This window comes from Butyrivibrio sp. NC2007, assembly GCF_000421405.1.
GTDB lineage: Bacteria > Bacillota > Clostridia > Lachnospirales > Lachnospiraceae > Butyrivibrio.
This window is the reverse complement of record NZ_ATWY01000010.1, coordinates 15,720-39,288: the sequence shown is the minus strand read 5'-3', so window position 1 is coordinate 39,288 and position 23,569 is coordinate 15,720. Positions and strand designations below refer to the sequence as shown.

The following is a 23,569-nucleotide window of genomic DNA, read 5'->3' as shown; positions in this document are numbered from 1 at the left end:
ATGCTACTTTCGACAAAAAACTGAGGAGATTGTTACAAATCTTACAAAATTTGTACTTGCAAAGGATTGCGATACATGATAAAGTACAGTTACAAGCAAATGAAAGTGCTTACATTTAATTTTCAAAAATCAAATTGGGAGGAACAAATTAAATGAAAAAGAAAGTCTTATCATTAATTCTTTCAACAGCAATGGTTGCTTCTCTTGCAGCATGCGGATCAGAATCAGCACCTGCAACAACAGACGGCGGCCAGAGCACTGACACAGCAGCTCAGACAACTGATGCTACAGCTACAACAGAGACAGCTGAGACAGCTGAGGCAGGTGAGTATGAGCTCACAGACCTCTACATCACAGTAGACGGAACACTTACAGCAAACGTTGATAACGGACAGGATGCTTTCATCGAGCAGTGGGAAGCAGCTGTTTCAGAGAAGATTGGTCATGACATCAAGCTTCACATCAACCAGCCTGAGCACTCAGGTTACAAGGACAATGTAGCTCAGCTCCTTACAACAGGACAGCCCGGTGACGGACAGTATCCTGATGCTCTTATCATGAGCGCTACAATGTTCAAGCAGTATCAGAACACAGGTATCCTTTGGAACATGGCTGATGCTTATGCAAACGCAGAGTTCCAGTCAAGGATCACACTTCCTTCAATCAACGAGAACATGAAGACTGCAAACGGAGAGCTTTACGCTTTCGCTCCTACATATGGTAACGGATGTGTTACATACATCAAGCAGTCATGGCTCGATGCTGCAGGACTTAAGGTTGATGACATCAAGACATTCGATGACTACTACAACATGCTCAAGGCTTTCACAAAGGATGGCCAGACAGGTGTTATCGCAGCAGGATTCGGTAAGCTTGACGAGGCTCCATACATCAACTACATGCCTGAGTTCTGGCAGGGTGCTTACCCAGCTATCTACCAGAAGGACGGACAGTGGGTTGACGGATTCCAGGAGCAGGCTACAATCGATGCTCTTACAAGACTTGCTCAGGGCTACGCTGATGGCGTAATCGATAAGGATACTGAGGAAGCTTCAACAAAGACAGCACGTGAGAAATGGTTCTCAAATGACCAGACAACATCAGAAGGTGTATTCACTTACTGGGCTGGCACATGGCTTAGAACTCTTACAGATAACCTTGACAAGAACGACGTTGATACAGATCTTGGCGATGACAGACTTGTACAGCTTCCTCCTATCAAGGAGATCAAGGATACATGGGGCGGATACATCAACCGTGAGGCTCCTGTATGGGTAATCACAGATGATGGCGACGGAGACAACTCTCGTGAGCAGGCTATCTTCGATGCACTCCTTGAGACAATGCTTGACGGTGACAAGGTTCAGACACTTTGGACATATGGTGCTGAGGATGTTCACTGGTCAACACACGCAGAGTCATTCACAACTAACCCTGATGATCCTGACAAGAAGAAAGATTATGAGTACGAGGAAGGTCAGTTCCACCTTAAGCAGTCTCCTAACGACCCTAACTCTGTATGGAAGAAGAATCACCTTGATCCAGTACTTGTTATTGCTCCTCTTACAAACGGTTTCGTAGATAACGACGAGCTTGTACAGGCTGGTAACAAGTTCTTCACAGAGAACTGCGTAGACGCTCCTCAGTCACCTTCATCAGAGATCCTCACAGAGGTTGAGGCTGATCTTGCAACAGATAAGACAACTCTTATGAACGAAGTTGTTGCAGGTAAGAAGAGCGCAGAGGATGCTATCGCTGAGTACCAGGCTAAGTGGGGCGATACAATCACAGAGATCCTTGACGAGCTTAACGCACAGTAATTTCTTTTTTCAAAACCAATTCTTTTAAACTATCTATAAACTGTATGGGCATCCATCCGGGTGCCCATGCAGAACCTTAAAGAGATCCTTTCCTTTACCACAATCAACAAGTATAAATATGAATGGGGCAGTAAAATGAGCAAAACACAGAAGGTTACATCCACAGGACAAACTTTAAATAAAAAGCCTTTGGGAATGCGTATATGGAACCACAGAGGTTTTTATCTTATGTTTCTTCCTGTAGTTATCTATGTTCTTATTATCTACTATTGGCCAATGCTTGGCGTAAGATATGCTTTCTATGATTACACACTTAAGAAATTGGAACCGGTAGGCTTTAAACATTTTGAGAAGATGTTCTCAGATGCTGATTTCTGGAAAGCCTTTTTTAATACACTACAGCTTTCTATCATCAAGCTGCTGATCACCACAGGTACTGCGGTTATTGTATCTGTGTTCATCAATGAGATGGCAAACCTGTTTGCCAAGAAAGTATTGCAGACAGTTATCTACCTGCCACATTTCATGTCATGGACAGTTACAGCAGCTATCTTCACACTTTTCCTTTCAACTTCTTCAACAGGTTTCGTAAATGAAACACTTAAGAGTTGGGGACTGATAAAAGAGAGTATTGATTTCATGCATGAGCTCACGCTCTGGCGACCTGTTTACTATCTGGTAAATATCTGGAAGGAGACAGGATGGGGAACCGTTATCTTCCTGGCAACGCTTTCAGGAATTAACCCCGAGCTCTATGAAGCAGCAGATATCGATGGTGCTACAAGACTTCAGAAGATCTGGTATGTAACAGTACCTGAACTTCTCAACACAGTAATCATCGTACTTATCCTGAATCTGGCTAAGGTTCTTAACCTCTTTGAGTCAGTATTCGTTATGTACAACAACCGAGTATTTGCTGTTTCGGATGTAATTTCAACATACATCTATCGTAAGACCTTCATGACAGCTATTCCTAACTATGGTTACACAACAGCGGTAGGTCTTTTCAAGTCACTGGTTGGATGCGCACTGGTACTTATTTGTAACTGGGCCAGCAAGAAAGTCCGCGGCCGCGGAATTATTTAAGGAGGCTTACGATGGCAAAGAGAGTAGAATTTGGTGCAGGTCGTAAGAAAAAGACCGATACATTTGACGTAGTAAATTACATAGTATTTATTTTGTTGGGACTTATAGTTCTGTTCCCAATCTGGAAGGTTGTTGTTGATTCCTTCAACGCCGTTGGTGTTTACAAATTCCAGTTTTTCCCGAATCAGCCAACACTTGACGGATATCGTACAATCCTTCACACAGCTAAGCTTTACAAGCCATTCGTTAATTCAGTTGTTACAACAATTCTTGGAACACTGCTTGGTCTTGTAATGTCAACCCTTGGTGGATATGTACTTTCACAGTACGAGATGCCCGGAAGAACACTTTTTGCATACTTCCTTCTCTTCACCATGATCTTCTCAGGTGGTATGATCCCTGAGTACTTGGTTATGAAACAGCTTGGCCTTCTTAACAAGATGTGGATCCTTGTTGTTAAGCATGGTATGAATGTTTACAACCTGGTTCTTATGCGTAACTTCTTTGAAGGAATACCGGGATCACTTTTTGAAGCAGCTAAGATTGACGGATGCTCACCAATGGGTATCTTCTTCAAGATCGTGCTTCCTCTTTCTAAGGCAGCCCTTGCTTCAATCGGTCTGATGTTTGCCGTAACTGTATGGAACGACTATTCAACAGTTCAGATCTACATCACAAACCGTGATCAGGTTAACTTCCAGTACATCCTGAGAGTTATGGTCATGGACGGAGATACGCCGACGACGGCTTATAAGGTATCACAGAGTACTCTGTACTATTCAGCCATCGTTTGTGCAATCCTTCCTTTCATGCTTCTGTATCCTTTCCTTCAGAAGTACTTCGTTAAGGGCGTTAACGTAGGAGCTGTAAAAGAGTAATATTAAATCAGATAATCATTTTAACAGGCCGTCCAGGTTTTTTGCTTGGACGGCTGTTTTTAAAGGAGTAGAAAGATGAGACATATTTTCTGGGCAGGAGATTCGACGGTAGCTACCAACAAGGCATCAACTTATCCCCAAACAGGGATAGGACAGGCTTTTGACAGGTTCACTGCCATGGATGTCTGTGTATGCAACAGAGCAGTAAACGGAAGGAGCACCAAGAGCTTTATAGATGAATCACGCCTTGCGCCGATTTATGATGAGATCACAGAGGGAGATTTTCTTTTTATCCAGTTCGGACACAATGATGAAAAGAAAAATGACCCTTCCAGATATACAGATCCCCATGGGGAGTTTATTGTCAACCTTGGCAAGTATGTGAATGTAGCCAGAAATAAAGGCGCATATCCTGTTTTCATTACCTCGGTTGAAAGAAGGCTGTTTGATGAAAATGGCGCACTTAAGCCCTCCGAACACACTGAGTATGTAAAGGGGATGAAAGAAGCTGCTGAAAAATTTGATGTTCCGGTTGTGGATCTTTTTACCATGAGCAGGGACTTTTTAACTAAGACAGGTGATGAGGCTACAAAGAAGTACTATATGAATCTTGCACCGGGAGAGGCATCTTGGGCTCCTGAGGGTAAGATAGATAACTCCCATTTAAAGTACGAAGGAGCAATGCTCTATGCAGGCATGATAGCTAAGGGACTTAAGGATCTTGGCGGTGTTTATGCATCCCTCCTTGCAGATGAGGAGCTTAATAAAGAGACGACGAATATTGAGATAAACGGATGAGAAAACCATGAAAACTTATTCTGATCTTGGAGATAAATTTAGAAATCCTGTGCTGTTTGCAGATTACTCTGACCCTGATGTAATAAGGGCCGGAGATACATTTTATATGACTGCCAGCAGCTTCAACTACACACCGGGGCTTCCAATCCTTGTGTCAAAAGACCTTGTGAACTGGAGCCTGGTTAATTATGCCCTTAAAAATATAGGGCAGGAGAGATTTAAGATACCGAGGCACTCAGAAGGCATCTGGGCTCCGGCTATCAGATTTCATGAGGGAATGTTTTATATCTACTACGGAATGCCTGATGAAGGCTACTACGTAGTAAGAACAAAAGACCCTTTAGGAGAGTGGGAAGAGCCGGTTCTTGTCCTTGAAGGGAAAGGCCTTATTGACCCGTGCCCATTCTGGGATGAGGATGGAAGGGCTTATATCATTCACGGATATGCCAAGTCCAGAATCGGCTTTAAGAGCATTCTCGGTATATTCGAGATGAGTCCTGACGGACTTAAGGCTATCAGTGAAGATCACTTTGTATTTAATGGAAATGACCCGTCTCACCCGGCAGTGACCATAGAAGGGCCCAAGGTTTATAAGAGGGATGGATTTTACTATATCCTTGCTCCGGCCGGAGGTGTAAGGGAAGGCTATCAGGTTGCACTCAGGTCAAAAGACATTCACGGCCCCTATGAGATAAAGACTGTGATGGCTCAGGGCGGCACTGTTATCAACGGCCCTCACCAGGGAGGTCTTATTGATACTCCGGATGGAAAAGAGTATTTCCTTCATTTCCAGGACAGAGGACTCTATGGAAGGATATGTCATCTTCAGCCGGTATGCTGGAAGGGCGGATGGCCTGTTATCGGAATAAATCCTGATGAAAACGGAGTTGGAGAGCCGGCCTTTGAGCTGGATAAGCCTGTTATTACAAGCGAAGAGCCCGTATATCTTGAAGGGTCAGATGATTTTAAGGACGGTAAACCAAATCTTTCGTGGCAATGGATGGGTGATCACGACGATAGCTTTTATGGAAGTGTAACAGATGAAACCGGCGCTGAAAGAGACGGCTTAAGGCTCTTTTGCCAGAATCCGTCTCATGAAGAAATGCCGGTTCTGTGGAGGAGCAGCAATGTTCTTACGCAGAAGCTGATTTACCCTTCCTTTAGGGCAGAAGCTGAAATGGATGCATCAGGGCTTTTGCCGGGAGAAAGAGCGGGCGTCTGCATGACAGGCGGTCAGTACGTTGCAGCTTTTATAGAGAAAGATATTGCCGGTAAATATTATGTAAGGACCATTCACTCTGAGGGAGATGATACGCACAAGAGTGAGGCAACAGACCTTTCGGAACTCTTTGAAAACTATGTAAAAGACAGCGAACTTTCTTTGGAGGACGCTCTCAAAAACATCAAATGGGTTATGACCTTCACCGGAGCAGATACTTATTTTCAGAACGTTACTAAAAGCCAGGAAGCAGAAGACATGAAACTCAAGGTCTGTATTTCCTTTGATGGAGTAAAGATGTTTGATCTTGGCATAGATTACACGCCTTCGGATCACACCTGGGTAGGGGCAAAGCTCGGAATATTCGCCCTGTCTCTTGGTGGTAACAACAAAGATCACGGACACGCTGACTTTAAGAATTTTATTGTAGAGGAGCTACAATGATTGATGCGATAAGGCATGATGACCTTGACAGATTAAAAGAGATATTGATAAACGAGCCTTCGAAAGTAAGTAAGGAGGCTCTGTTTGAAGCTGCAAAGCTCGGGAATCTGGACATCCTTAAATACCTTGTTGAATACTCCAGGATCAGCCTTAATGAGTACGATGATGAACACAGGAATGTGCTTCACTTTGGCGCTGAATCCGGTGATTTAGAGGTGTTTAAATACCTGGTTGAGAGATGTGGTATGGACCCTCTTGAGGGAGATTCAGACCTTGTAACACCATGGGATATTGTACATGATCTTAGACAGAGCTATGAGAATATGTATGAAGAATATCCCGAGGATTCATTGGCTTTAGGATATATAAATATCGAGAATTACTTAGAGAATAAGTTTAGCCATAAATATGAGGATTATTATCACAATCCCATAAGACGTGGTTTTTACCCGGATCCGTCAATTGTAAGAGTTGGCTCTGACTACTATATGGTCAACTCTTCCTTCATCTTTTTTCCCTGTATTCCGATCTCACATTCGAGAGACCTTATTCATTGGGAGATAATAGGACATGCCATAACAAACCCTGACTGGGCACATCTTGATGAACTTGAAGGCGGAAGGGGCTACTGGGCTCCTGATATTTCCTACTACGAGGGAAGATTTTACATAACGGCGACCTACAGGCTAAATGACGTTCCGCCCACTTACAGAAGGCAGATTGTTGTAAGCTCTGATAAGCCGGAAGGCCCTTACACCGAGCCTGTTTTCATTGATGAAGATGGAATCGATCCAAGTATCTTTAATGATGATGACGGCAGGAGATATATGCTCCTAAACCGTGGAGCGAGGATCTTCGAGCTGGATAAATCCGGAACGAAGAAGATTTCCGATGCTCAGCTTCTTTACTACGGAGACCATAAAAGAGCTCCCGAAGGGCCTCATCTATACAAGAAGGACGGATATTACTACCTGCTTGAGGCTGAGGGTGGTACGGGCCCGGGCCACAGGGTTACTGTGTCCAGGTCAAAAGAGCTCTTCGGCGTCTATGAAAGATGCCCCTACAATCCAATAATGAGGCAGAAAGACGAAACTGCTGCAATTCAGAGATGCGGACACGGGGACCTGGTAGAGACTCAGGACGGCAGATGGTTTATGGTCTATCTCTGCGGAAGAGCACTGGATGGCAGGTACAGTATTCTTGGAAGGGAGACGGCAATCGATCCCGTGACCTGGACGCCTGACGGATGGCCTATAGTAAATGATCTTAAGGGACCGTCTGCTATGCAGGTCAAACCATTTCCTGAGATGGATACAGATTCAGATGCAGAAGCCGATAATGGCAAAAGAGTGCGAATATCCCCTTGCGGGCTTTACATGGAATATATGACTCCCCGTCCCTTTGAGGATGGCGAAGTTGTTTGCAGTTCTGATGAGAGGAAGTTCCAAATTAAGGGAAGCAGAGCGCCTCTTTCAAGCGTAGATAGCAGGAACATAGTTTTAAGAAGGCAGAGTAGTTTAGTCTTTTCATATTCGGTTTCAATGGATATTCCGGATATTAAGGATGGACAGAGCGCCGGAATTTGCGGATACTATGATGAGAACACTTTCTTTGAATTTGGAATCACAAGGAAAGAGGGAAGGCGATATCTATATGTTAACGAGCACATTGGAGATGAGGACAGAGCTCTTTTGTCAAAAGAGCCACTTGAAGGTACAGCAGAATCTATAAGGCTATATATGGATACAGATCATCTAAGAAGAGAGCTTTCGTATTGCTTGAACGAAGAAGGCGACAGAAGACACTTTGCAACACTGGACAATGTCTTTTATCTGTGCGACGAAGGCCTTGACAGGGGCAAGAGATTTACCGGAGCAATGGTCGGAATGTATGCTTTTTCAGGCGCAAATGAGATGATTGTTTCCTTCAGAGATGATATGTTTAAGGAGATGTAAGAGGAATATCGATGAAATTAGATACAGACGTCTATTTTGACAGCTATGAAAGACATAAGGGAAATCCCCTGATGACTCTGATTGGGTTCTATAAGGGAATGTACCATAACTTTTTGCTATCTACCGTGTTTTATGTGATAAAGCACAGCCCGGTGTGGATACTTCCCATTGTGACTGCAAATATCATAAATGCGGTAACTGATCATGATCCTAATGTAGTAACTCTGATCATTTTCAACATTGTGCTTATGGTATTTCTCCTTATCCTGAATGTCCCGATGAACTATCTGCACATACACTTCAGGAGTAAGTCAGTTAGGAAGGTGGAGGCAGGACTTAGGAGCGCTCTGGTCCACAAGATACAGGTCATGTCCATTCCTCATCAGAAGGATATGCTATCAGGCAGGCTTCAGTCCAAGGTTATAAGGGATGTTGAAGCGGTGGAGACTTTGTCAGACCAGATATTTGTCTCCCTCATCAATATCGTGATCAATATGTCCGTAGCTCTTACGGTTACCATAACAAAGAGTATCGTGGTATTTTTCTTCTTCCTGTTCATGGTGCCTCTTGCGGCAGTTTTGGTGGTGACTTTTAAAAAGCCTATCAAAAAGCACAACCAGAGGTTCAGAAAAGAGATGGAAGAGACCTCAGCCAAGGTCATGGAGATGGTTCAGCTGGTGCCCGTAACAAGAGCTCACGCCTTAGAGGATGAGGAAATCGTAAGAATGGATACACAGGTGGATCTCATTGCACAGGCCGGATACAACCTTGATATCATTCAGGGTAATTTCGGAGCTGTGAGCTGGGCGTTTTTCCAGATTTTCCAGGTTCTGTGCCTTGCGTTTACATCAATACTTGCTGTAAAAGGAAGAGTACAGGTCGGAGATGTGGTGCTGTACCAGAGCTACTTCACATCAATTGTGGGACAGGTATCATCTCTTTTGACACTGCTTCCTGTTATATCAAAGGGTCTTGAGTCCGTATCAAGTATCGGGGAAATCCTGGAGTTTGAGCACGTTGAGGACAGCTCAGACAAGGAAGAAATCGGAGAGATAACGGGTGAGTTCACCTTTGAGAATGTGGGATATTCATATCCTGACAGCACTGAAGAGATTGTTCACAACATAAACCTGCATGTTGAACCGGGTGAGACGGTGGCCTTTGTGGGTGAGTCGGGAGCCGGCAAATCCACCATAATGAACCTCCTGGTGGGCTTTGGACTTCCGTCAAGCGGACGTATCCTGGTTGACGATAAGGATATCAGCAAGGTCAACCTTCAGAGCTATCGAAAGAATCTGGCTGTTGTGCCCCAGAACACAATCCTGTTCTCCGGTAGCATCAGGGATAATATTTTATACGGAACCAGTGATGTGACTGAGGAGGAGCTTTCCAGAGTAATTGATGAGTCAGGTCTTAGGAGCGTAATTGACAAGCTCCCGGCTGGGCTTGATACCAAGGTGGGCGAACACGGCGATAAGCTCTCCGGCGGTCAGAAGCAGAGGATATCAATCGCAAGAGCTCTTATCAGACACCCTAAGGTGATCATCCTTGACGAGGCTACATCGGCCCTGGATGCGCTCTCTGAAAAAGAGGTAACCTACGCTCTTGAAAATATGTCGGATAAGTGCACGACATTTATAGTTGCCCACAAACTGGCCACGATAGAGAAGGCAGACAAGATAGTGGTTATAGATGCCGGAACCGTGGCAGAGTGTGGTACTGCAAAGGAACTGATGGAAAAAAGAGGTATATTCTATAGAATGGAGATGACAAGATGATACAGCTTGGAATTAGATTTCATGACACCAGAGAACTTCCTTTTGAGGAGAGATTAAAGGAGGTTAAGGACCAGGGCTTTTCCTGCATCCACTTAGCGCTTTCCAAGGTCCCGGGATTTACGGCAGATACAAATGCTCTAACACCCGGATATGCCATGTATCTGAAGAATGCCTTAAGAAAGGCTGATCTTGATATGGCTGTTCTTGGCTGCTACTTAAACCTGGCAAACCCAAATGCCGAGAAGCTCTCCGAGATTCAGGAGAAGTACTACGCACACCTTCGCTTTGCATCCATTGCCGGCTGCGGAATGGTTGGAACAGAGACCGGTGCGCCAAATGAGGGTTATGTCTATGACAAGGAGGCCTGTCACTCAAAAGAGGCGCTGGAGACCTTTATTACGAACCTGCGCCCTGTTATTGACTGCGCCGAGAAATGTGGAGTGATCCTTGCAATTGAGCCTGTTTACAGGCACATAGTATATGACGGCAAAAGAGCCAGAGAAGTCCTTGATCGTATCGGCTCTCCGAATCTTAAGATCATATTTGATCCTGTAAATCTTATCTGGACTGACAATTATGAACAGAGAGATGAAGTTATAGCTGAAGCAATCGATCTTATCGGAAAAGACGTTGCCATGATCCATTTAAAGGATTGTCTTCTTGAAGGGGACAAGGTAAAGAGCGTAGGATGCGGCTTTGGAGATATGGATTACACTCAGATAGTGAAGTTTGCTCTTGAAAACAAGCCCTTTATTCATGCAACCCTTGAGGATACTAAGCCGGAAACAGCCGTAGAATCAAGAAAATGCATTGAATCTGTGATAGAAAAATATTACAATAGATGAAATATCTTTGGTAAAATTGTTCATTGATGAAAATCACCACATCTGTTAAGTTATTCAAGGTTGTATTTTAAGCAATAATTGTATTTTAGAGGAGAGAATTATGAAAAGAAAATTTATTGCAGTGGTAATGACAATGACAATGGTAATGGCGCTTTCAGCATGTGGTAAGAGCGCTCAGGTAGAGGAGCCTGTAGCAGAGGCTACTGTAGAGGAAGCTACAGAGGCTGCTACTGAGGAAGCATCTGTAGAAGAAGCAGCAGAGACTACAACAGAGGAGAGCACAAAAGAAGCTGATGGCGAGTTTTCAATCGGTACAGTTGAGGGCAACGCTTATGTAAACGAGTACTTTGGTGTTAAGCTCAACCTTCTTGATGGATATTCATTTGTTGATGATGAGACACTTGCTCAGATCACAGGTATGACAACTGATATGCTTTCTGACAACAAGCTTGCTACAAAGGCTATTGAGGAAGGTACGGCAACAATCGTTGCATATGCACAGAATGCAACAGGCCTTTGCAACGTAAATGTAACAGCTCAGTCAAATGCTACACTTGCTAACGCTATCCTTGATGAGGAGGCAGTTCTTAACGCAAGCATTTCTCAGGCACAGAGTGCTCTTGAGGCTCAGGGTATCTCAAACATCACAACAGAGATTGTTGAGAGAGAAATTGCAGGTGAGACTCACAAGGTCCTTAAGATGAACGGTGATTTCAACGGTGTTGAATTCCACAACGAGATGGTTAACCTTCAGAAGGGTGACTACATGCTTGCTTTTGCAGCAACATGCTTCAACGAGGATTCAACAGACGCACTTATTGATGCTATTGAGGCACTTAACTAATTAAAGTTATATAAAACATATAAATCCCTGATCACTGTTATGGTGGTCAGGGATTTTTTATTTTTTGAGATGCTCGAGTTGACCTGCTATCTGGACAGGTACATGGATGCCTTCCTTGGTAAGCTTGTGGATCAGATTTGAAATTGGTTTTGCTATATTCCCTATTCGGGCATTGTGGTGATTTATGAGCTCGGTGTACTGCGGATTGTCCGAGAGTTTATCTCTGATCTCTTTGGAGAAAGGGCAGAAGGTAAAGAGGATTTCTCTTGCTACCTTGTTCAGTCTTGGAGATCCGGCTGACTCAAATTTTATGTAGGAGAGGTAATCTGATATAAAGACATGTTTAAAGTTGTTATTAAATTTCTTCAGGTCAGTCTTTAGCTTTTCCTTATTATCTGCTGAGAGAGCAGAGTTCTTTTTAAAGAACTGCAGATAGTCGCAGTACATTGATGTAAGGGATGGGTCTGTGACATCATTCCAATGCACACCCTGAACTGTTTTGCACAATTCCCATCTGAACTCGCCAAAGAGCTTTAGCATTGCATCTTCAGTGTTTTCTATGTTGAAGATTGATACCAGCATACGAGCTCTGGTTCTTCTGTTCTTGCCATCTATATCCTGCCAAAGAGCAGCTCTGCTTCCGACATTGGGCATCAGAATCATGATAGGAGTAATGTCCTCGTCGTAGTAAACCTGAGTGATTCCTATCTCCGGATTTGAATAAACAGCCTGTCTGCAGAATACGCTATAGTCTATGCTGCGGATCTTTTCATAATACTCGTTTATCTTTGTGGCAGTAATATATGCCATATCAAGCGGACGCAGAACGTTTTGCGCATCAAATACAGGAACAAAAGAAGTGACTCTGCCAAAGGTCATTCTGTTACCCAGTGCAAAGAGATTTCGAAGTTCAAAATCCAGCTTCTTCTGAGGGTTATTTAACATGGCCTCCATTCTCTCTTCAGTAATTGCTCCGCTGTTTTTCTGATCTCTTAAGTATGTGGGCCAGTCCTGGTCAAATTCGTTCTTGGAGGGCTCAGCTTCACTCATGAAGATCATTTTAAGCCACTCGTAAACAGTAAAGACATTTCCTTCAGGATCGCGAGTATAGGATTTGGCCATATTGTAGAGGATGGTTGTATTTTTTTCGCCTGCAAGTTCCTCATCAACAAAGCCAAACATAAAGAACATCTTTACTTCAATTGGGATGTCATCGTCGGTAAGACTTCTCATAAAAGCAGGCAAATAAATGTCATAGAACGTATTTTGTATGTTCTTTCTAAGAAGCCTTGCTTCGTCAGAAGAGTCATATCTGTTTTCATTTGCCTTAAACTGAGATATCAGATCTTCAAACCATCCTGCGACTTCTCCGCTTACACCTGCGTAGGAGAGAATAGTGGCCAGCGCGTTAACAATTTTAACGCTGCCGTCACCCTCGCCGTTTTCAGCTCTTTCAAGCTCTGCGAGTTTTGTCTTTATGGCAGTCATGGTGGTGTTGAAGGCAGTAGTTCTTTTCTTAAGAGTTTTTCTGTATTCGTTTAAAAGAAGTACCTCTTCGGAAATGGTGTTATAGATATTAAAGGTACTCATGATCATTCCGATGGCAATTTCCACATTTATGGGATAGAGGTTCTTTTTCATGATCTCCTCGTTTTCCTTTAAGGAGTTTATGAAATCAATTGCCCACTGGGGAATACTATTTATTCTCTCCGGAGGAATGATGGCTTCAAACTCCGGGAACTCTTTTACCACTTCGCCAACTTTTATGCACAGATTGGGATAGTCGGTGTAATCAGCCATAAGCTGATCGTATTCCTTAGCAACCTCATCAAACTGCTGGTCATAAACAGCACAAATACGCGCAGCAGTATCAGTGGACTGAGCTGCCAGAACAGGAGCTATCTTCGGATTTGATCTTACAATTTTGGGAATATCCTCGATGGATTCGTATGGATATGAATAGACGGAAGACTCTTCAATCGCTTCGATGGTGTAGTTATAGGGCTGTCCCGGATGCTCTACGATTCCGATAAAGGTTCCTACGCCGGCCGTGATGGAAGAATAAGGGTTAGAAATCTTTAGAGTACCCTTAACAAGAACTTCCACGGTAGATACGATATCCTTACCGGCTTTATGAAGGATCTGACCTTTTTCGAGCTTAATAAGACCCATGGCGCCTCCGGGAATCTGACATAAGTGACCATACACATATATGTTATCACGTATAAAACTTTACTTCAAATGATTAATATCAGAGAAGTACAGGTTTTATACTGTATTCTGAGCCCTCATAGGACTTGGAGATAGAGTTGTATATGCTGCTGGCAGTTAGAGTCTCGTCAAAGAGTCTCTTCTGCAGAGGATCAAGGAGTTTATCTGCATATTTTATTCTGTCGATGACAGGAATGCTTGATTTTTCATGAATGAGTGCAAGGACGTCCGAGGAGTCGGTTTTTAGGCCCAGTACCCGTGCATAGCAGGTAAAAGAGCCTTTCTTGTACTCATTCATGTTTTCCTTGGTTATGTTTAGAAGGATATGAAGAAGAGATCTGCTTATCCTTGTATATACCAGGTTTTTACTCTTTAGCTTGGAGCAAAAGCCGCTGAAATCATCAAAACCGTCGAGATTCTTGACAATGAGATTTGAAATGTCGCCGCTTACGTCAAGGTAATCCGTATAGCCCTTATCTTTTTCCAGGGTGAGCTTATAGTGCATAAGCCTTGAGAGTGAGTTGGAAGATAAGAAACTACCGCTGTAGGAGGCAATCTCATGGATTGCGCCTTCCGGCATGAAACCACTTAAAATTTCATGAGCATTGGCCTTTGTGTAGCGCTCAGAGGCTGTAAAGATTCTGGCTCTTACACCGGATGCACTTGGAACTCCGCCAAGATCGTCGCAGTGATAGGGCTGTCCTATACGCTCGATGGTGTAGGGGGTTATTTTGCTCTTTTGTTTCTTAAGTGCCTTTAAGTATTCAATGGCAAGAATACTGTTGGGAGATTCGAAAATCTGACGGTACACATCGATATTGTTATCAACGGACTGATTTTTTAAAGCTGCCATAAGCGCACTTGCGCTGGCTGCCGGATAGGGTTTACCCTGCTTAAGCTCTTTTTCCAGAATCTCTTTGTAAAGAGTCGATTCGGAGTGCAGAATGTTTGCGATGTTATCAAGCTTTTTCAGGTCAGCATGTTCGCTGCCAAAGCACAGATAGTCGATACAGCCAAGGCTGTTTAAGATTGAAACTGCACCCTGAGCAAAGTACTCAGCGCTTCCCGTGCTGTAATAGACAGGGAGTTCAAGTACCAGATCGGCGCCACTCCTGAGAGCCATTTTGGCCCTTGCGTATTTGTCCACGATGGCAGGAGCGCCTCTTTGAACAAAGTCTCCGCTCATGACGATAACGACTCTGTCAGCACCAAGGTTTTCCTTGCACTTTTCGATAAGGTGTTTATGACCTTCGTGAAATGGATTAAATTCTGCTATTATTCCGATAGTTTTCATAGTGAATTTACCTGTTTTTCCAATTTTTGTACAAGTTTTACCTTGTCCTTAAATTATAATATAATTATATTATTATTTGGAAGTTTTTTGACTTTACTTATTAATGGGAAAAGAGGTTACTTTATGAAAATACTGGTTATCAACTGTGGAAGTTCATCACTGAAGTTCCAGCTTATCGACTCAGAGTCAGAGGCAGTTATCTGCAAGGGACTCTGCGAGAGAATCGGAATCGACGGAAGCCGTATCGTTTATACACCTGCAGGCAAGGATAAGATCACAAAGGAAGAGCCCATGCCAGATCACAACAAGGCAATCGAGATGGTTATCGAGGCCCTTACAAACGAGAACGACGGCGTAGTTAAGCTCGAGGAGATCGGAGCAGTTGGACATCGTATCGTACACGGCGGTGAGAAGTTTACCAAGTCAGTTGTTATCAATGACGAAGTTATTAAGGCAATTGAGGAGGTTTCAGATCTTGCACCTCTTCACAACCCTGCAAACCTTATCGGAATCAGAGCATGCCAGAAGGTTATGCCGGGAGTTCCTATGGTAGCAGTTTTCGACACAGCATTCCATCAGACAATGCCACAGGAAGCTTACCTTTACGGCCTTCCATATTCATACTACGAGAAGTACGGTATCAGAAGATACGGCTTCCACGGAACAAGCCATTCATACGTAAGTAAGCGCGCTGCAGAAATCCTTGGAAAAGACATTAAGGATCTTAAAATCATTGTTTGCCACCTTGGAAACGGCGCATCTATTTCAGCTGTTAAGGACGGCAAGTGCATCGACACTTCAATGGGTCTTACACCTCTTGAGGGTCTTATCATGGGAACAAGAACCGGTGACATCGATCCTTCAGTTGTTGAGTTTATCATGAAGAAAGAGAACTCTACAGTTGCTGACGTAACAAATCTTCTCAACAAGAAGTCAGGTGTTTACGGACTTTCAAATAACCTTTCATCAGACTTCAGAGATCTTGAGGATGCATACCTTAAGGGTGATGAAGGTGCTAAGAGAGCAGTTGATGCATTTACTTACAGAGTTGCCAAGTACATCGGCTCCTACACAGCAGCTATGGGCGGCGTTGATGTGATCTGCTTCACAGCAGGTGTTGGCGAGAACAGCGGATTCACAAGAGGACTTATCTGTGAGAGACTCTCATTCCTCGGCGCAACCGTTGATGCAGAGGCTAACAAGGTTCGCGGCGAAGAGAAGACAATCTCAGCTGCTGACTCCAAGGTTCTTCTTATGGTAGTTCCTACCAACGAAGAGCTTGCAATTGCTAGAGATACATATGAGCTTTGCAAATAATTAAATCACGATCACTTAAAAACCGGGACATTAGCTCCCGGTTTTTTATTGCAATTCTTTGTAATGAGCTTTATCAATGATAAAATGATAATATAACGTAAAATAGTGAGGTGAAATCATGCAGGATATCAGCATAGATCTAAATGGATCAGGTCTTACAGAAATTCTTAATAATCTTACTTCTAAAGAAATCGTATCGATTGTGATCATAGCAATAATAACGTTTCTTTTAACGGCTGCGGTGTATATCCTTCTGACCTACTTCATCCTGAAACTCAACAAGGCCATATTCAAGAGGATTGAAAAGAAGAGAGGAAACAGCATAACACTTCAGTTTTTACAGAAGGCTATAGCTCTTTTACTTATAGCCGTTCTTGTAGTTCTTCCTTTGGGCGGAAAACAACTGGCCAGGTCCCTTCTTGGATCAACGGCAGTTCTTGCTGTTATAGTCGGTCTTGCTGCCAATGAAGTTTTAAAGGACATGTTCGCAGGCCTTGAGATAAGCATATATAAGCCCTTCGATATCGGATCAAGGATCATGCTCGAGGACGGAAGAGCGGGAATTGTTGAAAAGCTGACGCTCCGTCATGTTGTACTCAGACTCATTGACACAACACGCGTTATAATCCCGAACAGTAAGGCTAACCAGAGCATAATAGTTAATTACAGTTACGCAGAACATGTTCCAAGGTCTTTTGATGTAAGATTTGGAATCGGATATAACTCGGATATTGATAAGGCCAAAGAGATAATAAGACAGACAATCTGCGACTGTCCGCTTACGCTCAACAAAGACAGATACAAAGAGGATGACCCCAATTCAAAATCCGTATATTTTCTTGAAATCACGGACAGCGCGATCATACTTGGGGCAACAATCTATTATCCACATGAGCTTAGAACAGAAGTTGTAAAGGATGAAGTGAACACCCGAATTTTCAAGGCTCTTTGTGATAATGGAATCGAGATTCCATACAACTATGTAAATATGATCATGAAAAAGGAGAACGCTGATGATTGAAATGCTTTCATCTCAAATGGATTATACAAATCTGCCTGTTATTTTAAGGCATCAGATTCTGATGACCATTGGATGCTGGTTTCTCTTTAATAAATGCGATGTAAAAAAGGTATGGGCTTTTATTCCGGTTGCAAGGGAATATCATATAAGCCTTTGTGCAGACAGAGAGAAGGACGGCAGAGTCTATACCATACTTGTATTTTTCTACGATCTTCTTACGATTCTGGTTCCTTTTCTTCCGAAGGATAATCTTTTTGTACTGTTTCTTCTGATACCGATAGTCGGAATCGGTGTCGCCATTGAGATCTATATAATCAAGGTTTATCTGGGGCTGATAAAGGTATTTGATAAAAAGAAAAAATGGATCCTTGCATTTTTCTTCTTTGAGTCAATAACCCTTATTATCTGGGGAATTTCAAAGCGCTTTGTTCCGGGCAAAAAGGTTGAACATATTGAAAAGACAGGTGCAAAAGAGCTTGGCGAAAACTTAAGCGCTGCAACAGAAGGGCTTACGGTAAACATTACCGACAGGACTGTAGTTGATTTCTTTAAGAAAAAGACTCTACTTAAGGATATACACATGGTCATTCCAAGAGGCCACATGGTGCTTCTTCTTGGCGGTTCCGGAGCCGGAAAGACCACATTCTTGAATGCTGTGACGGGTTATGAGAAGGCAAAGGCCAGCATTAAGCTTGATAACAATGATGTTTACACAGATTACGGCAAGATGAAATACGACATCGGTTTCGTTCCTCAGCAGGATCTGATGAGAGGCAATGATACTGTGGAAATGACTCTCACAGATGCAGCACTGATGAGACTTTCAAAAGACACATCTGTTATGGAGAGAGAAAATCGCATAGCCTACATGCTCGATCAGTTCGGTCTTACTGCAGTAAGAAACAATCTGGTTGAGAAGCTATCGGGAGGTCAGAGAAAGAGGCTCTCAATTGCCATGGAGTTCATTTCAAATCCGTCACTGTTTATTCTTGATGAGCCGGATTCGGGCCTTGACGGCGTAGTAGCAAGGAGTCTTTTTGAAAGGCTCAGGGAAATTGCAGATGAAGGAAAGATTGTTGTAGTTATTACCCACACCCCTGACAGAGTAATAGATCTTTTTGATGATGTGATCGTACTTGCCAAGGATGCCACAAGAACAGGACGTCTTGCGTGGTACGGCCCTGTTGATGAGGCCTATGAATTCTTCGGAAAGTCCTCCATGGAAGAAATCCTTCTTTCAATCAATCAGAAGGACGAAGGTGGAGAAGGCAGAGCGGATGAGTTCGTAGAAAAGTATGCTGACCGCATTAAGGAAAAAGTGGGGTGATGCAACATGACTGAATATAAGACAAAGCACAGAGGCAGAGTTTTTCAGACCTTTATATATCTGGGCAAGCTCTTTAGAATGTTTCTCTTTCAGAATGACTGGAAGGTTCTCCCGATGGCTGCGGTCATTGCAGGCCTGGTTTCATTTACTGTGGGAAAGAACCTGTTTAAGACCATGGAAGGAACACTGATGGGTACTTTTGCCCTGTCGTGTATCTGTATCTGGAACGGCTTTTTTAACTCAATACAGGTTATCTGCCGTGAGAGAGCAATAGTAAAAAGAGAGCACAGATCGGGACTTCACATGACGTCCTATGTGGCAGCTCACATGATCTACCAGGCTTTTTTATGCATCCTTCAGGCGATCATAACAATCGGCGTATGCCTTCTTATGAAGGTTAAATTCCCTGAGGGTAGCCTTATTACTCCGTGGCCTTTAGTGGATTTTGGATTGTCTCTTTTCCTCATAACTTATTGTGCAGACATGCTGGCGCTGCTTATCTCTGCATTTTCAAAGACTACGACAACAGCCATGACTATAATGCCATTTCTCCTCATAGTACAGCTCCTGTTTTCAGGTGCATTCTTTTCTCTTCCTGAGGAGGCAATGCCACTTACCAACCTGACTGCCACAAAGTGGGGGCTTACGGCTCTCTGCGCCCAGGGCGATTACAACTCAAAGCCAATGGTAAGTGTGTGGAACAATGCCCTCAAGATGAAAGATGTTGAAGTTGAGGGAGAAAAACCTCTTTTGACCTTGTTTAGAGAGATAGAAGAGAATAATATGAGAGATGACATACTTATGAAGACAGGAGAGCTCAACCAGAACCATGACTATGACTTTGATCCGAGGATTGTTGTTAAATGTTGGGGATGGCTTATCATGTGGACCTTCGTTTATGTGATGGTTACAGTGCTCTTACTGGAAATGATCGACTTGGATAAGAGGTAGAAGACTATGAAAAAGTACAACATCAAAAATGACATTTTCAACCTGACAGTTTCAGACCACGGCGCTGAGATCACCTCTCTTTTAAAAAACGGCAGGGAGCTTATGTGGCATGCAGATCCTGCATTTTGGGGCAGGACATCACCTGTTCTATTCCCTCAGGTAGGTGCTGTCTGGGAAAAGAAATATCGACATGATGGCAAGACCTATGAAATGGGACAGCACGGCTTTGCCAGAGACATGGACTTTAAGATGATCTCACAGACAAGTGATGAGCTTGTGTTTGAGCTTAGGGACAGTGAAGACACAAAAGCAAAATATCCTTTTGATTTTGTGTTAAAGCTGGGATATAAACTGACTGATGATAAAGTTGAAGTAATCTGGGAGGTTGAGAACCCATCCGATGGAGATATGTTCTTCTCGATCGGAGGTCACCCGGCATTTAACTGTGATCTTACCAAGGATAAGCTGTTATTTATGAACAAGGGAGAAAAGGTATCAGGTAATCTTACCTCTAATGTAGTAATGCTTGATGGAAGCGGATGTCTTTCTGACAAAACTACAGAGGTTGTACTTGATGACGGAGTGCTTGCCCTTAAGCCTGAACTCTTTGATGAGGATGCGCTGGTGATCGAGAACAGACAGGCTGATACAGTTGCTATTATTGCTGCAGATGGAGAGACTATAGTTACTGTAAGCTTTGATGCTCCGCTGTTTGGCGTATGGTCACCTGATCATAAGAATGCCCCGTTTGTATGCATAGAGCCCTGGTACGGAAGATGCGACAGGACGGGCTTTACAGGAGACCTCAGTGAAAGAGAGTATGTCAATAAGCTGGGGGCAGGAGAGAAATTTAAAGTGTCTTACACAATTGCCTGATATGATGCCCGGAAATTGAATGATCAGCAGCGGTGGATTTTATATGATCCATCGCTGTTTTATATTGCTTTATAGTTCGAATGGGATAATTATAGTAAATTATAGTGTATTATATGGAATTATATTAAATTATATGATATTATAGCTTCGACAATTACTTTATATGATTTTATATTGTTTGAGATACTACGGAGGTTCGTATGACTGAGAGAAATCCATATGCCATCAGCTTTGGGAGAATACCTACACAGTATATTAGCAGAGATATTATCATTGATGAGATCGTCAGTGCATTTAACAGTGACATTGCCGAAGAGCAGGCATTTAAGATAACGGGAATACGAGGAACAGGTAAGACCGTTACACTTACTGCAATAGAAAAAGAACTTTCCGATGACCGCGAATGGATCATTGTAAATTTAAAACCCGGAGCAGAGATTACTAATGATCTTGTGGCTAAGCTATATACGGAAGTGCCGTTTATTACATCTTATGTAGATGCGAATTTGAATCTTTCAGCCTTCGGAATAGGCCTTAATCTAAAAAAGAAAAGTCCCGCAGCCAGTCTTGATCTGGTTTTGGAAGAACTTCTCACTGTTATAAAAAAAGAAAAGAAGAGGGTGCTTGTCACAATAGATGAGGTAAGAAAGACAGATTCTCTTGTGGATTTTATTCAGGAATATCAGATCCTGATAAGGAAAGATATTCCGATATACCTGCTGGTTGCAGGGCTGTATGAGGATATTGAAGATATTGAGAACACGGATGGACTTACTTTTTTCCTCCGTTCCACCAAGTATGAGATGACACCTCTTAATATTGGAGTTATAAAAGAAGACTATAAGCTCACAATGGGACTTTCAGATGAGGTTGCCTATAACCTTGCTGTGATGACCAAGGGATATGCTTTTGCTTATCAGGCTTTTGGAAAATACATGTGGGATTCAAAGGAAAAAGAGATTACTCCTATGGTCCTTGCTAAGGTTGATGATGCTCTTGCACAGAAGGTGTATGACAAGATCTGGAGCGAACTGCCACCGAAGGATAAATGGTATTTGGGCTTCATTGTTCAGAAGGATTCCATGGATGCCTCAGAACTTTTGGAGATAACCAAAAAAAGCCACAGTGACTGGAGCGAACCCAGGAAACGCCTCATAGAAAAAGGCGTTATAGATGGCTCCATACGTGGCAAGATTGTGCTTCGTCTTCCCAGATTTAAGGAATATGTAAACAGTAAACAGTATTAAAATAACAGATCAAAGATTGTCCTCACCCCATTTTTTCATCTCAAGAAGAATGGGGATGAGGCTTTTTGCTTTTTCGGTGAGACTGTACTCAACTCTTACAGGCATCTCATCATAAAGCTTTCTAAGGACGAGGCCGTCAGCTTCAAGCTCTTTTAACGAATTGGCGAGCATGGTATTGGTGATTCCGGCTATGGCTCTTGTCAGTTCTCCGTAGCGCACGACTTCCCTGTTGTCGATGACGCAGAGAATCATGATCTTCCACTTGCCTCCGACAATGTCCAGGACCTTCTTAAGACCGCACCCTTTTCCGGCAATATCTTCACATAATGGTTCTTTTTTCGCTATTTTACTCATAGTATCATTTTCCTTACCAGGTCAATATTAACTGCGTACTTGATATACTTTTTATACCAGATATAATATCCATGTTACTTAAATAAATCAAGTGTATGTAGGAGATTATTAGAATGAAACGGGCAGTAAACGATACAGACAGATGTGTTGCCTGCGGAGTATGTGCCGGGCAGTGTCCGAGAGGCGCCATAAGTATTTACAAAGGGTGCTATGCGGATGTGGATTTATCTATGTGTGTAGGATGCGGAATCTGTGAGAAGGCATGTCCTGCCGGATCAATAAGAGTACAGGAAATGGAGGATGGGGGCAGATGAAGAAAGCGGTTAACAAAAAGAGTCACTGGTATGACTATCTATGGATCTGGTCAATTATCTATTTTGCTCTCGGATTTTTTAATATTCTATTTACATGGCTTGGAATGATAGATTTTATCCTGCCGCTGATATTTGCAATCGCAGGAGGAAACAAGTGGTTTTGCAATCACATGTGCGGAAGAGGACAGCTCTTTTGGGTGCTTGGAAGAAATCTTAAATTCTCAAGAAGGAAGCAGGCGCCAAAGTGGATATCATCAAAGTGGTTCAGGTATGGATTCCTCGCCTTTTTCCTGACTATGTTCGGAACGATGGTATTCCAGACCTATATGGTGTTCTCGGGAGCTCAGACCTTGAGAAAAGCAATTAAACTTTTCTGGACCTTTAGAGTTCCGTGGAAATGGGCGTATAATGGTAGTATATTCCCCGACTGGGTTGCGCAGTTTGGCTTTGGATTCTATAGCCTGATGCTGACATCCACCCTTATCGGACTTATAGTAATGGCACTATATAAAGAGAGAACCTGGTGCTCGTTCTGTCCTATGGGAACCATGACTCAGGGAATCTGTAAGATCAAGGCAAAGAAAGGAGCCTGAAATATGACATTAGAAGAAAGAGCTGCAAAGGCAGTTGAAATGAAAAACTCCGGAATGTATAACTGTGCTCAGTCGGTAACTGTGGCACTTGCTGATGAGACGGGGCTTTCTGAGGAACAACTCAGGCAGATATCAGCAGGGTTCTGCGCAGGTATGGGAAATCTTGAGGCAACCTGTGGAGCGCTTATAGGTGCAGGAATGATAGCAGGACTTAAGACTGAAGGAAGAGGAACTCTTGGAATTACAAGGCAGATCCAGGAAGAGTTCAATAACAGATGCGGAGCAATAAAATGTAAGGACTTAAAAACCGTTACAGATGGTAAGCCTCTTTGCCCGTGCGAGGAGTGCGTTAGAAATGCAGTTATGATCTACGGTGAAGTGCTGGGACTTAGCTGAT

General features: G+C 43.1%; 21 protein-coding genes. 18 read left to right on the top strand and 3 right to left on the bottom strand.

The features are described from left to right. Window positions 1-152 precede the first annotated feature (152 nt). The 9 genes from G632_RS0109215 (at window position 153) to G632_RS0109175 (ending at window position 11,667) form a co-directional block, all read left to right on the top strand. Window positions 153-1,820: a hypothetical protein gene (locus tag G632_RS0109215; RefSeq protein WP_022768759.1), complete on the top strand. Its 1,668-nt coding sequence runs from the start codon at window positions 153-155 to the stop codon at window positions 1,818-1,820. Window positions 1,821-1,955: 135 nt separating this feature from the next. Then, window positions 1,956-2,906 carry an ABC transporter permease gene (locus G632_RS0109210; protein ID WP_026512504.1) on the top strand — a complete coding sequence of 317 codons (951 nt, stop codon included), beginning with the start codon at window positions 1,956-1,958 and terminating at the stop codon, window positions 2,904-2,906. Window positions 2,907-2,917: 11 nt separating this feature from the next. Next, on the top strand, window positions 2,918-3,784 hold the full coding sequence (locus G632_RS0109205; RefSeq protein WP_022768756.1) for a carbohydrate ABC transporter permease: 867 nt from the start codon (window positions 2,918-2,920) through the stop codon (window positions 3,782-3,784). Window positions 3,785-3,859: 75 nt separating this feature from the next. After that, window positions 3,860-4,582, top strand: a complete 723-nt coding sequence (locus G632_RS0109200; protein ID WP_022768755.1) for a rhamnogalacturonan acetylesterase — start codon at window positions 3,860-3,862, stop codon at window positions 4,580-4,582. 7 nt (window positions 4,583-4,589) lie between these two features. Continuing rightward, entirely contained in the window at window positions 4,590-6,245 is a 1,656-nt protein-coding gene (locus tag G632_RS0109195; protein WP_022768754.1) for a glycoside hydrolase family 43 protein, read from the top strand. Continuing rightward, on the top strand, window positions 6,242-8,200 hold the full coding sequence (locus G632_RS0109190; RefSeq protein ID WP_022768752.1) for a family 43 glycosylhydrolase: 1,959 nt from the start codon (window positions 6,242-6,244) through the stop codon (window positions 8,198-8,200). The genes G632_RS0109195 and G632_RS0109190 overlap by 4 nt, the downstream gene beginning before the upstream one ends. Window positions 8,201-8,211: 11 nt before the next feature. After that, complete coding sequence (locus G632_RS0109185) at window positions 8,212-9,978, top strand: ABC transporter ATP-binding protein (protein ID WP_022768751.1); 1,767 nt, start codon at window positions 8,212-8,214, stop codon at window positions 9,976-9,978. Then, on the top strand, window positions 9,975-10,823 hold the full coding sequence (locus G632_RS0109180; protein ID WP_022768749.1) for a sugar phosphate isomerase/epimerase family protein: 849 nt from the start codon (window positions 9,975-9,977) through the stop codon (window positions 10,821-10,823). Before G632_RS0109185 ends, G632_RS0109180 begins: the two co-directional genes overlap by 4 nt. Before the next feature lie 100 nt (window positions 10,824-10,923). Next, on the top strand, window positions 10,924-11,667 hold the full coding sequence (locus G632_RS0109175) for a hypothetical protein (protein WP_022768748.1): 744 nt from the start codon (window positions 10,924-10,926) through the stop codon (window positions 11,665-11,667). A 57-nt stretch (window positions 11,668-11,724) separates the two neighbouring features. On the opposite strand, the gene G632_RS21150 is transcribed toward G632_RS0109175, so the two are convergent. Continuing rightward, window positions 11,725-13,839 carry a cyclic nucleotide-binding domain-containing protein gene (locus G632_RS21150; protein WP_022768747.1) on the bottom strand — a complete coding sequence of 705 codons (2,115 nt, stop codon included), beginning with the start codon at window positions 13,837-13,839 and terminating at the stop codon, window positions 11,725-11,727. Window positions 13,840-13,918: 79 nt separating this feature from the next. Next, window positions 13,919-15,172: a tRNA(Met) cytidine acetate ligase gene (locus tag G632_RS0109165; RefSeq protein ID WP_022768745.1), complete on the bottom strand. Its 1,254-nt coding sequence runs from the start codon at window positions 15,170-15,172 to the stop codon at window positions 13,919-13,921. 123 nt (window positions 15,173-15,295) lie between these two features. Here G632_RS0109165 and G632_RS0109160 point away from each other — a divergent pair, with 123 nt between their 5' ends. The 6 genes from G632_RS0109160 to G632_RS0109135 all read left to right on the top strand — a co-directional run bounded on the left by G632_RS0109160 (window position 15,296) and on the right by G632_RS0109135 (window position 21,911). Beyond that, complete coding sequence (locus tag G632_RS0109160) at window positions 15,296-16,489, top strand: acetate/propionate family kinase (RefSeq protein ID WP_022768744.1); 1,194 nt, start codon at window positions 15,296-15,298, stop codon at window positions 16,487-16,489. Window positions 16,490-16,607: 118 nt separating this feature from the next. Further along, on the top strand, window positions 16,608-17,510 hold the full coding sequence (locus G632_RS0109155; RefSeq protein ID WP_022768743.1) for a mechanosensitive ion channel family protein: 903 nt from the start codon (window positions 16,608-16,610) through the stop codon (window positions 17,508-17,510). Next, complete coding sequence (locus G632_RS0109150) at window positions 17,503-18,837, top strand: ABC transporter ATP-binding protein (protein ID WP_022768741.1); 1,335 nt, start codon at window positions 17,503-17,505, stop codon at window positions 18,835-18,837. Before G632_RS0109155 ends, G632_RS0109150 begins: the two co-directional genes overlap by 8 nt. A gap of 6 nt (window positions 18,838-18,843) precedes the next feature. Beyond that, the gene (locus G632_RS0109145; protein ID WP_022768740.1) at window positions 18,844-19,788 is read left to right on the top strand and encodes an ABC transporter permease; all 945 of its coding nucleotides are present in this window, start codon (window positions 18,844-18,846) and stop codon (window positions 19,786-19,788) included. 6 nt (window positions 19,789-19,794) lie between these two features. After that, a complete protein-coding gene (locus G632_RS0109140) occupies window positions 19,795-20,664 on the top strand; it encodes an aldose 1-epimerase family protein (protein ID WP_022768738.1) in 870 nt (289 codons plus the stop codon). Window positions 20,665-20,864: 200 nt separating this feature from the next. Then, a complete protein-coding gene (locus G632_RS0109135) occupies window positions 20,865-21,911 on the top strand; it encodes an ATP-binding protein (protein WP_022768737.1) in 1,047 nt (348 codons plus the stop codon). Window positions 21,912-21,920: 9 nt separating this feature from the next. On the opposite strand, the gene G632_RS0109130 is transcribed toward G632_RS0109135, so the two are convergent. Then, entirely contained in the window at window positions 21,921-22,265 is a 345-nt protein-coding gene (locus G632_RS0109130) for a winged helix-turn-helix transcriptional regulator (RefSeq protein WP_022768735.1), read from the bottom strand. A gap of 113 nt (window positions 22,266-22,378) precedes the next feature. On the opposite strand from G632_RS0109130, the gene G632_RS0109125 reads away from it, so the two are divergent. The 3 genes from G632_RS0109125 to G632_RS0109115 are packed head-to-tail and all read left to right on the top strand — an operon-like array spanning window position 22,379 to window position 23,568. Then, the gene (locus G632_RS0109125; RefSeq protein WP_022768734.1) at window positions 22,379-22,579 is read left to right on the top strand and encodes a 4Fe-4S binding protein; all 201 of its coding nucleotides are present in this window, start codon (window positions 22,379-22,381) and stop codon (window positions 22,577-22,579) included. Continuing rightward, window positions 22,576-23,172, top strand: a complete 597-nt coding sequence (locus tag G632_RS0109120) for a 4Fe-4S binding protein (RefSeq protein ID WP_022768733.1) — start codon at window positions 22,576-22,578, stop codon at window positions 23,170-23,172. Before G632_RS0109125 ends, G632_RS0109120 begins: the two co-directional genes overlap by 4 nt. Before the next feature lie 3 nt (window positions 23,173-23,175). Then, window positions 23,176-23,568 carry a C-GCAxxG-C-C family protein gene (locus G632_RS0109115; protein ID WP_022768731.1) on the top strand — a complete coding sequence of 131 codons (393 nt, stop codon included), beginning with the start codon at window positions 23,176-23,178 and terminating at the stop codon, window positions 23,566-23,568. Window position 23,569: the final 1 nt, after the last annotated feature.

Excerpts from the sequence above, each read along its gene's own strand:
- G632_RS0109180 (WP_022768749.1), top strand. The coding sequence starts at position 9,975 with ATGATACAGCTTGGAATTAGATTTCATGACACCAGAGAACTTCCTTTT.
- G632_RS0109190 (WP_022768752.1), top strand. The coding sequence starts at position 6,242 with ATGATTGATGCGATAAGGCATGATGACCTTGACAGATTAAAAGAGATA.
- G632_RS0109155 (WP_022768743.1), top strand. The coding sequence starts at position 16,608 with ATGCAGGATATCAGCATAGATCTAAATGGATCAGGTCTTACAGAAATT.
- G632_RS0109185 (WP_022768751.1), top strand. The coding sequence starts at position 8,212 with ATGAAATTAGATACAGACGTCTATTTTGACAGCTATGAAAGACATAAG.
- G632_RS0109145 (WP_022768740.1), top strand. The coding sequence starts at position 18,844 with ATGACTGAATATAAGACAAAGCACAGAGGCAGAGTTTTTCAGACCTTT.
- G632_RS0109165 (WP_022768745.1), bottom strand. The coding sequence starts at position 15,172 with ATGAAAACTATCGGAATAATAGCAGAATTTAATCCATTTCACGAAGGT.
- G632_RS0109115 (WP_022768731.1), top strand. The coding sequence starts at position 23,176 with ATGACATTAGAAGAAAGAGCTGCAAAGGCAGTTGAAATGAAAAACTCC.
- G632_RS0109130 (WP_022768735.1), bottom strand. The coding sequence starts at position 22,265 with ATGAGTAAAATAGCGAAAAAAGAACCATTATGTGAAGATATTGCCGGA.
- G632_RS0109160 (WP_022768744.1), top strand. The coding sequence starts at position 15,296 with ATGAAAATACTGGTTATCAACTGTGGAAGTTCATCACTGAAGTTCCAG.
- G632_RS0109140 (WP_022768738.1), top strand. The coding sequence starts at position 19,795 with ATGAAAAAGTACAACATCAAAAATGACATTTTCAACCTGACAGTTTCA.
- G632_RS0109125 (WP_022768734.1), top strand. The coding sequence starts at position 22,379 with ATGAAACGGGCAGTAAACGATACAGACAGATGTGTTGCCTGCGGAGTA.
- G632_RS0109205 (WP_022768756.1), top strand. The coding sequence starts at position 2,918 with ATGGCAAAGAGAGTAGAATTTGGTGCAGGTCGTAAGAAAAAGACCGAT.
- G632_RS0109175 (WP_022768748.1), top strand. The coding sequence starts at position 10,924 with ATGAAAAGAAAATTTATTGCAGTGGTAATGACAATGACAATGGTAATG.
- G632_RS0109135 (WP_022768737.1), top strand. The coding sequence starts at position 20,865 with ATGACTGAGAGAAATCCATATGCCATCAGCTTTGGGAGAATACCTACA.
- G632_RS0109150 (WP_022768741.1), top strand. The coding sequence starts at position 17,503 with ATGATTGAAATGCTTTCATCTCAAATGGATTATACAAATCTGCCTGTT.
- G632_RS0109210 (WP_026512504.1), top strand. The coding sequence starts at position 1,956 with ATGAGCAAAACACAGAAGGTTACATCCACAGGACAAACTTTAAATAAA.
- G632_RS0109120 (WP_022768733.1), top strand. The coding sequence starts at position 22,576 with ATGAAGAAAGCGGTTAACAAAAAGAGTCACTGGTATGACTATCTATGG.
- G632_RS0109215 (WP_022768759.1), top strand. The coding sequence starts at position 153 with ATGAAAAAGAAAGTCTTATCATTAATTCTTTCAACAGCAATGGTTGCT.
- G632_RS0109200 (WP_022768755.1), top strand. The coding sequence starts at position 3,860 with ATGAGACATATTTTCTGGGCAGGAGATTCGACGGTAGCTACCAACAAG.
- G632_RS0109195 (WP_022768754.1), top strand. The coding sequence starts at position 4,590 with ATGAAAACTTATTCTGATCTTGGAGATAAATTTAGAAATCCTGTGCTG.
- G632_RS21150 (WP_022768747.1), bottom strand. The coding sequence starts at position 13,839 with ATGGGTCTTATTAAGCTCGAAAAAGGTCAGATCCTTCATAAAGCCGGT.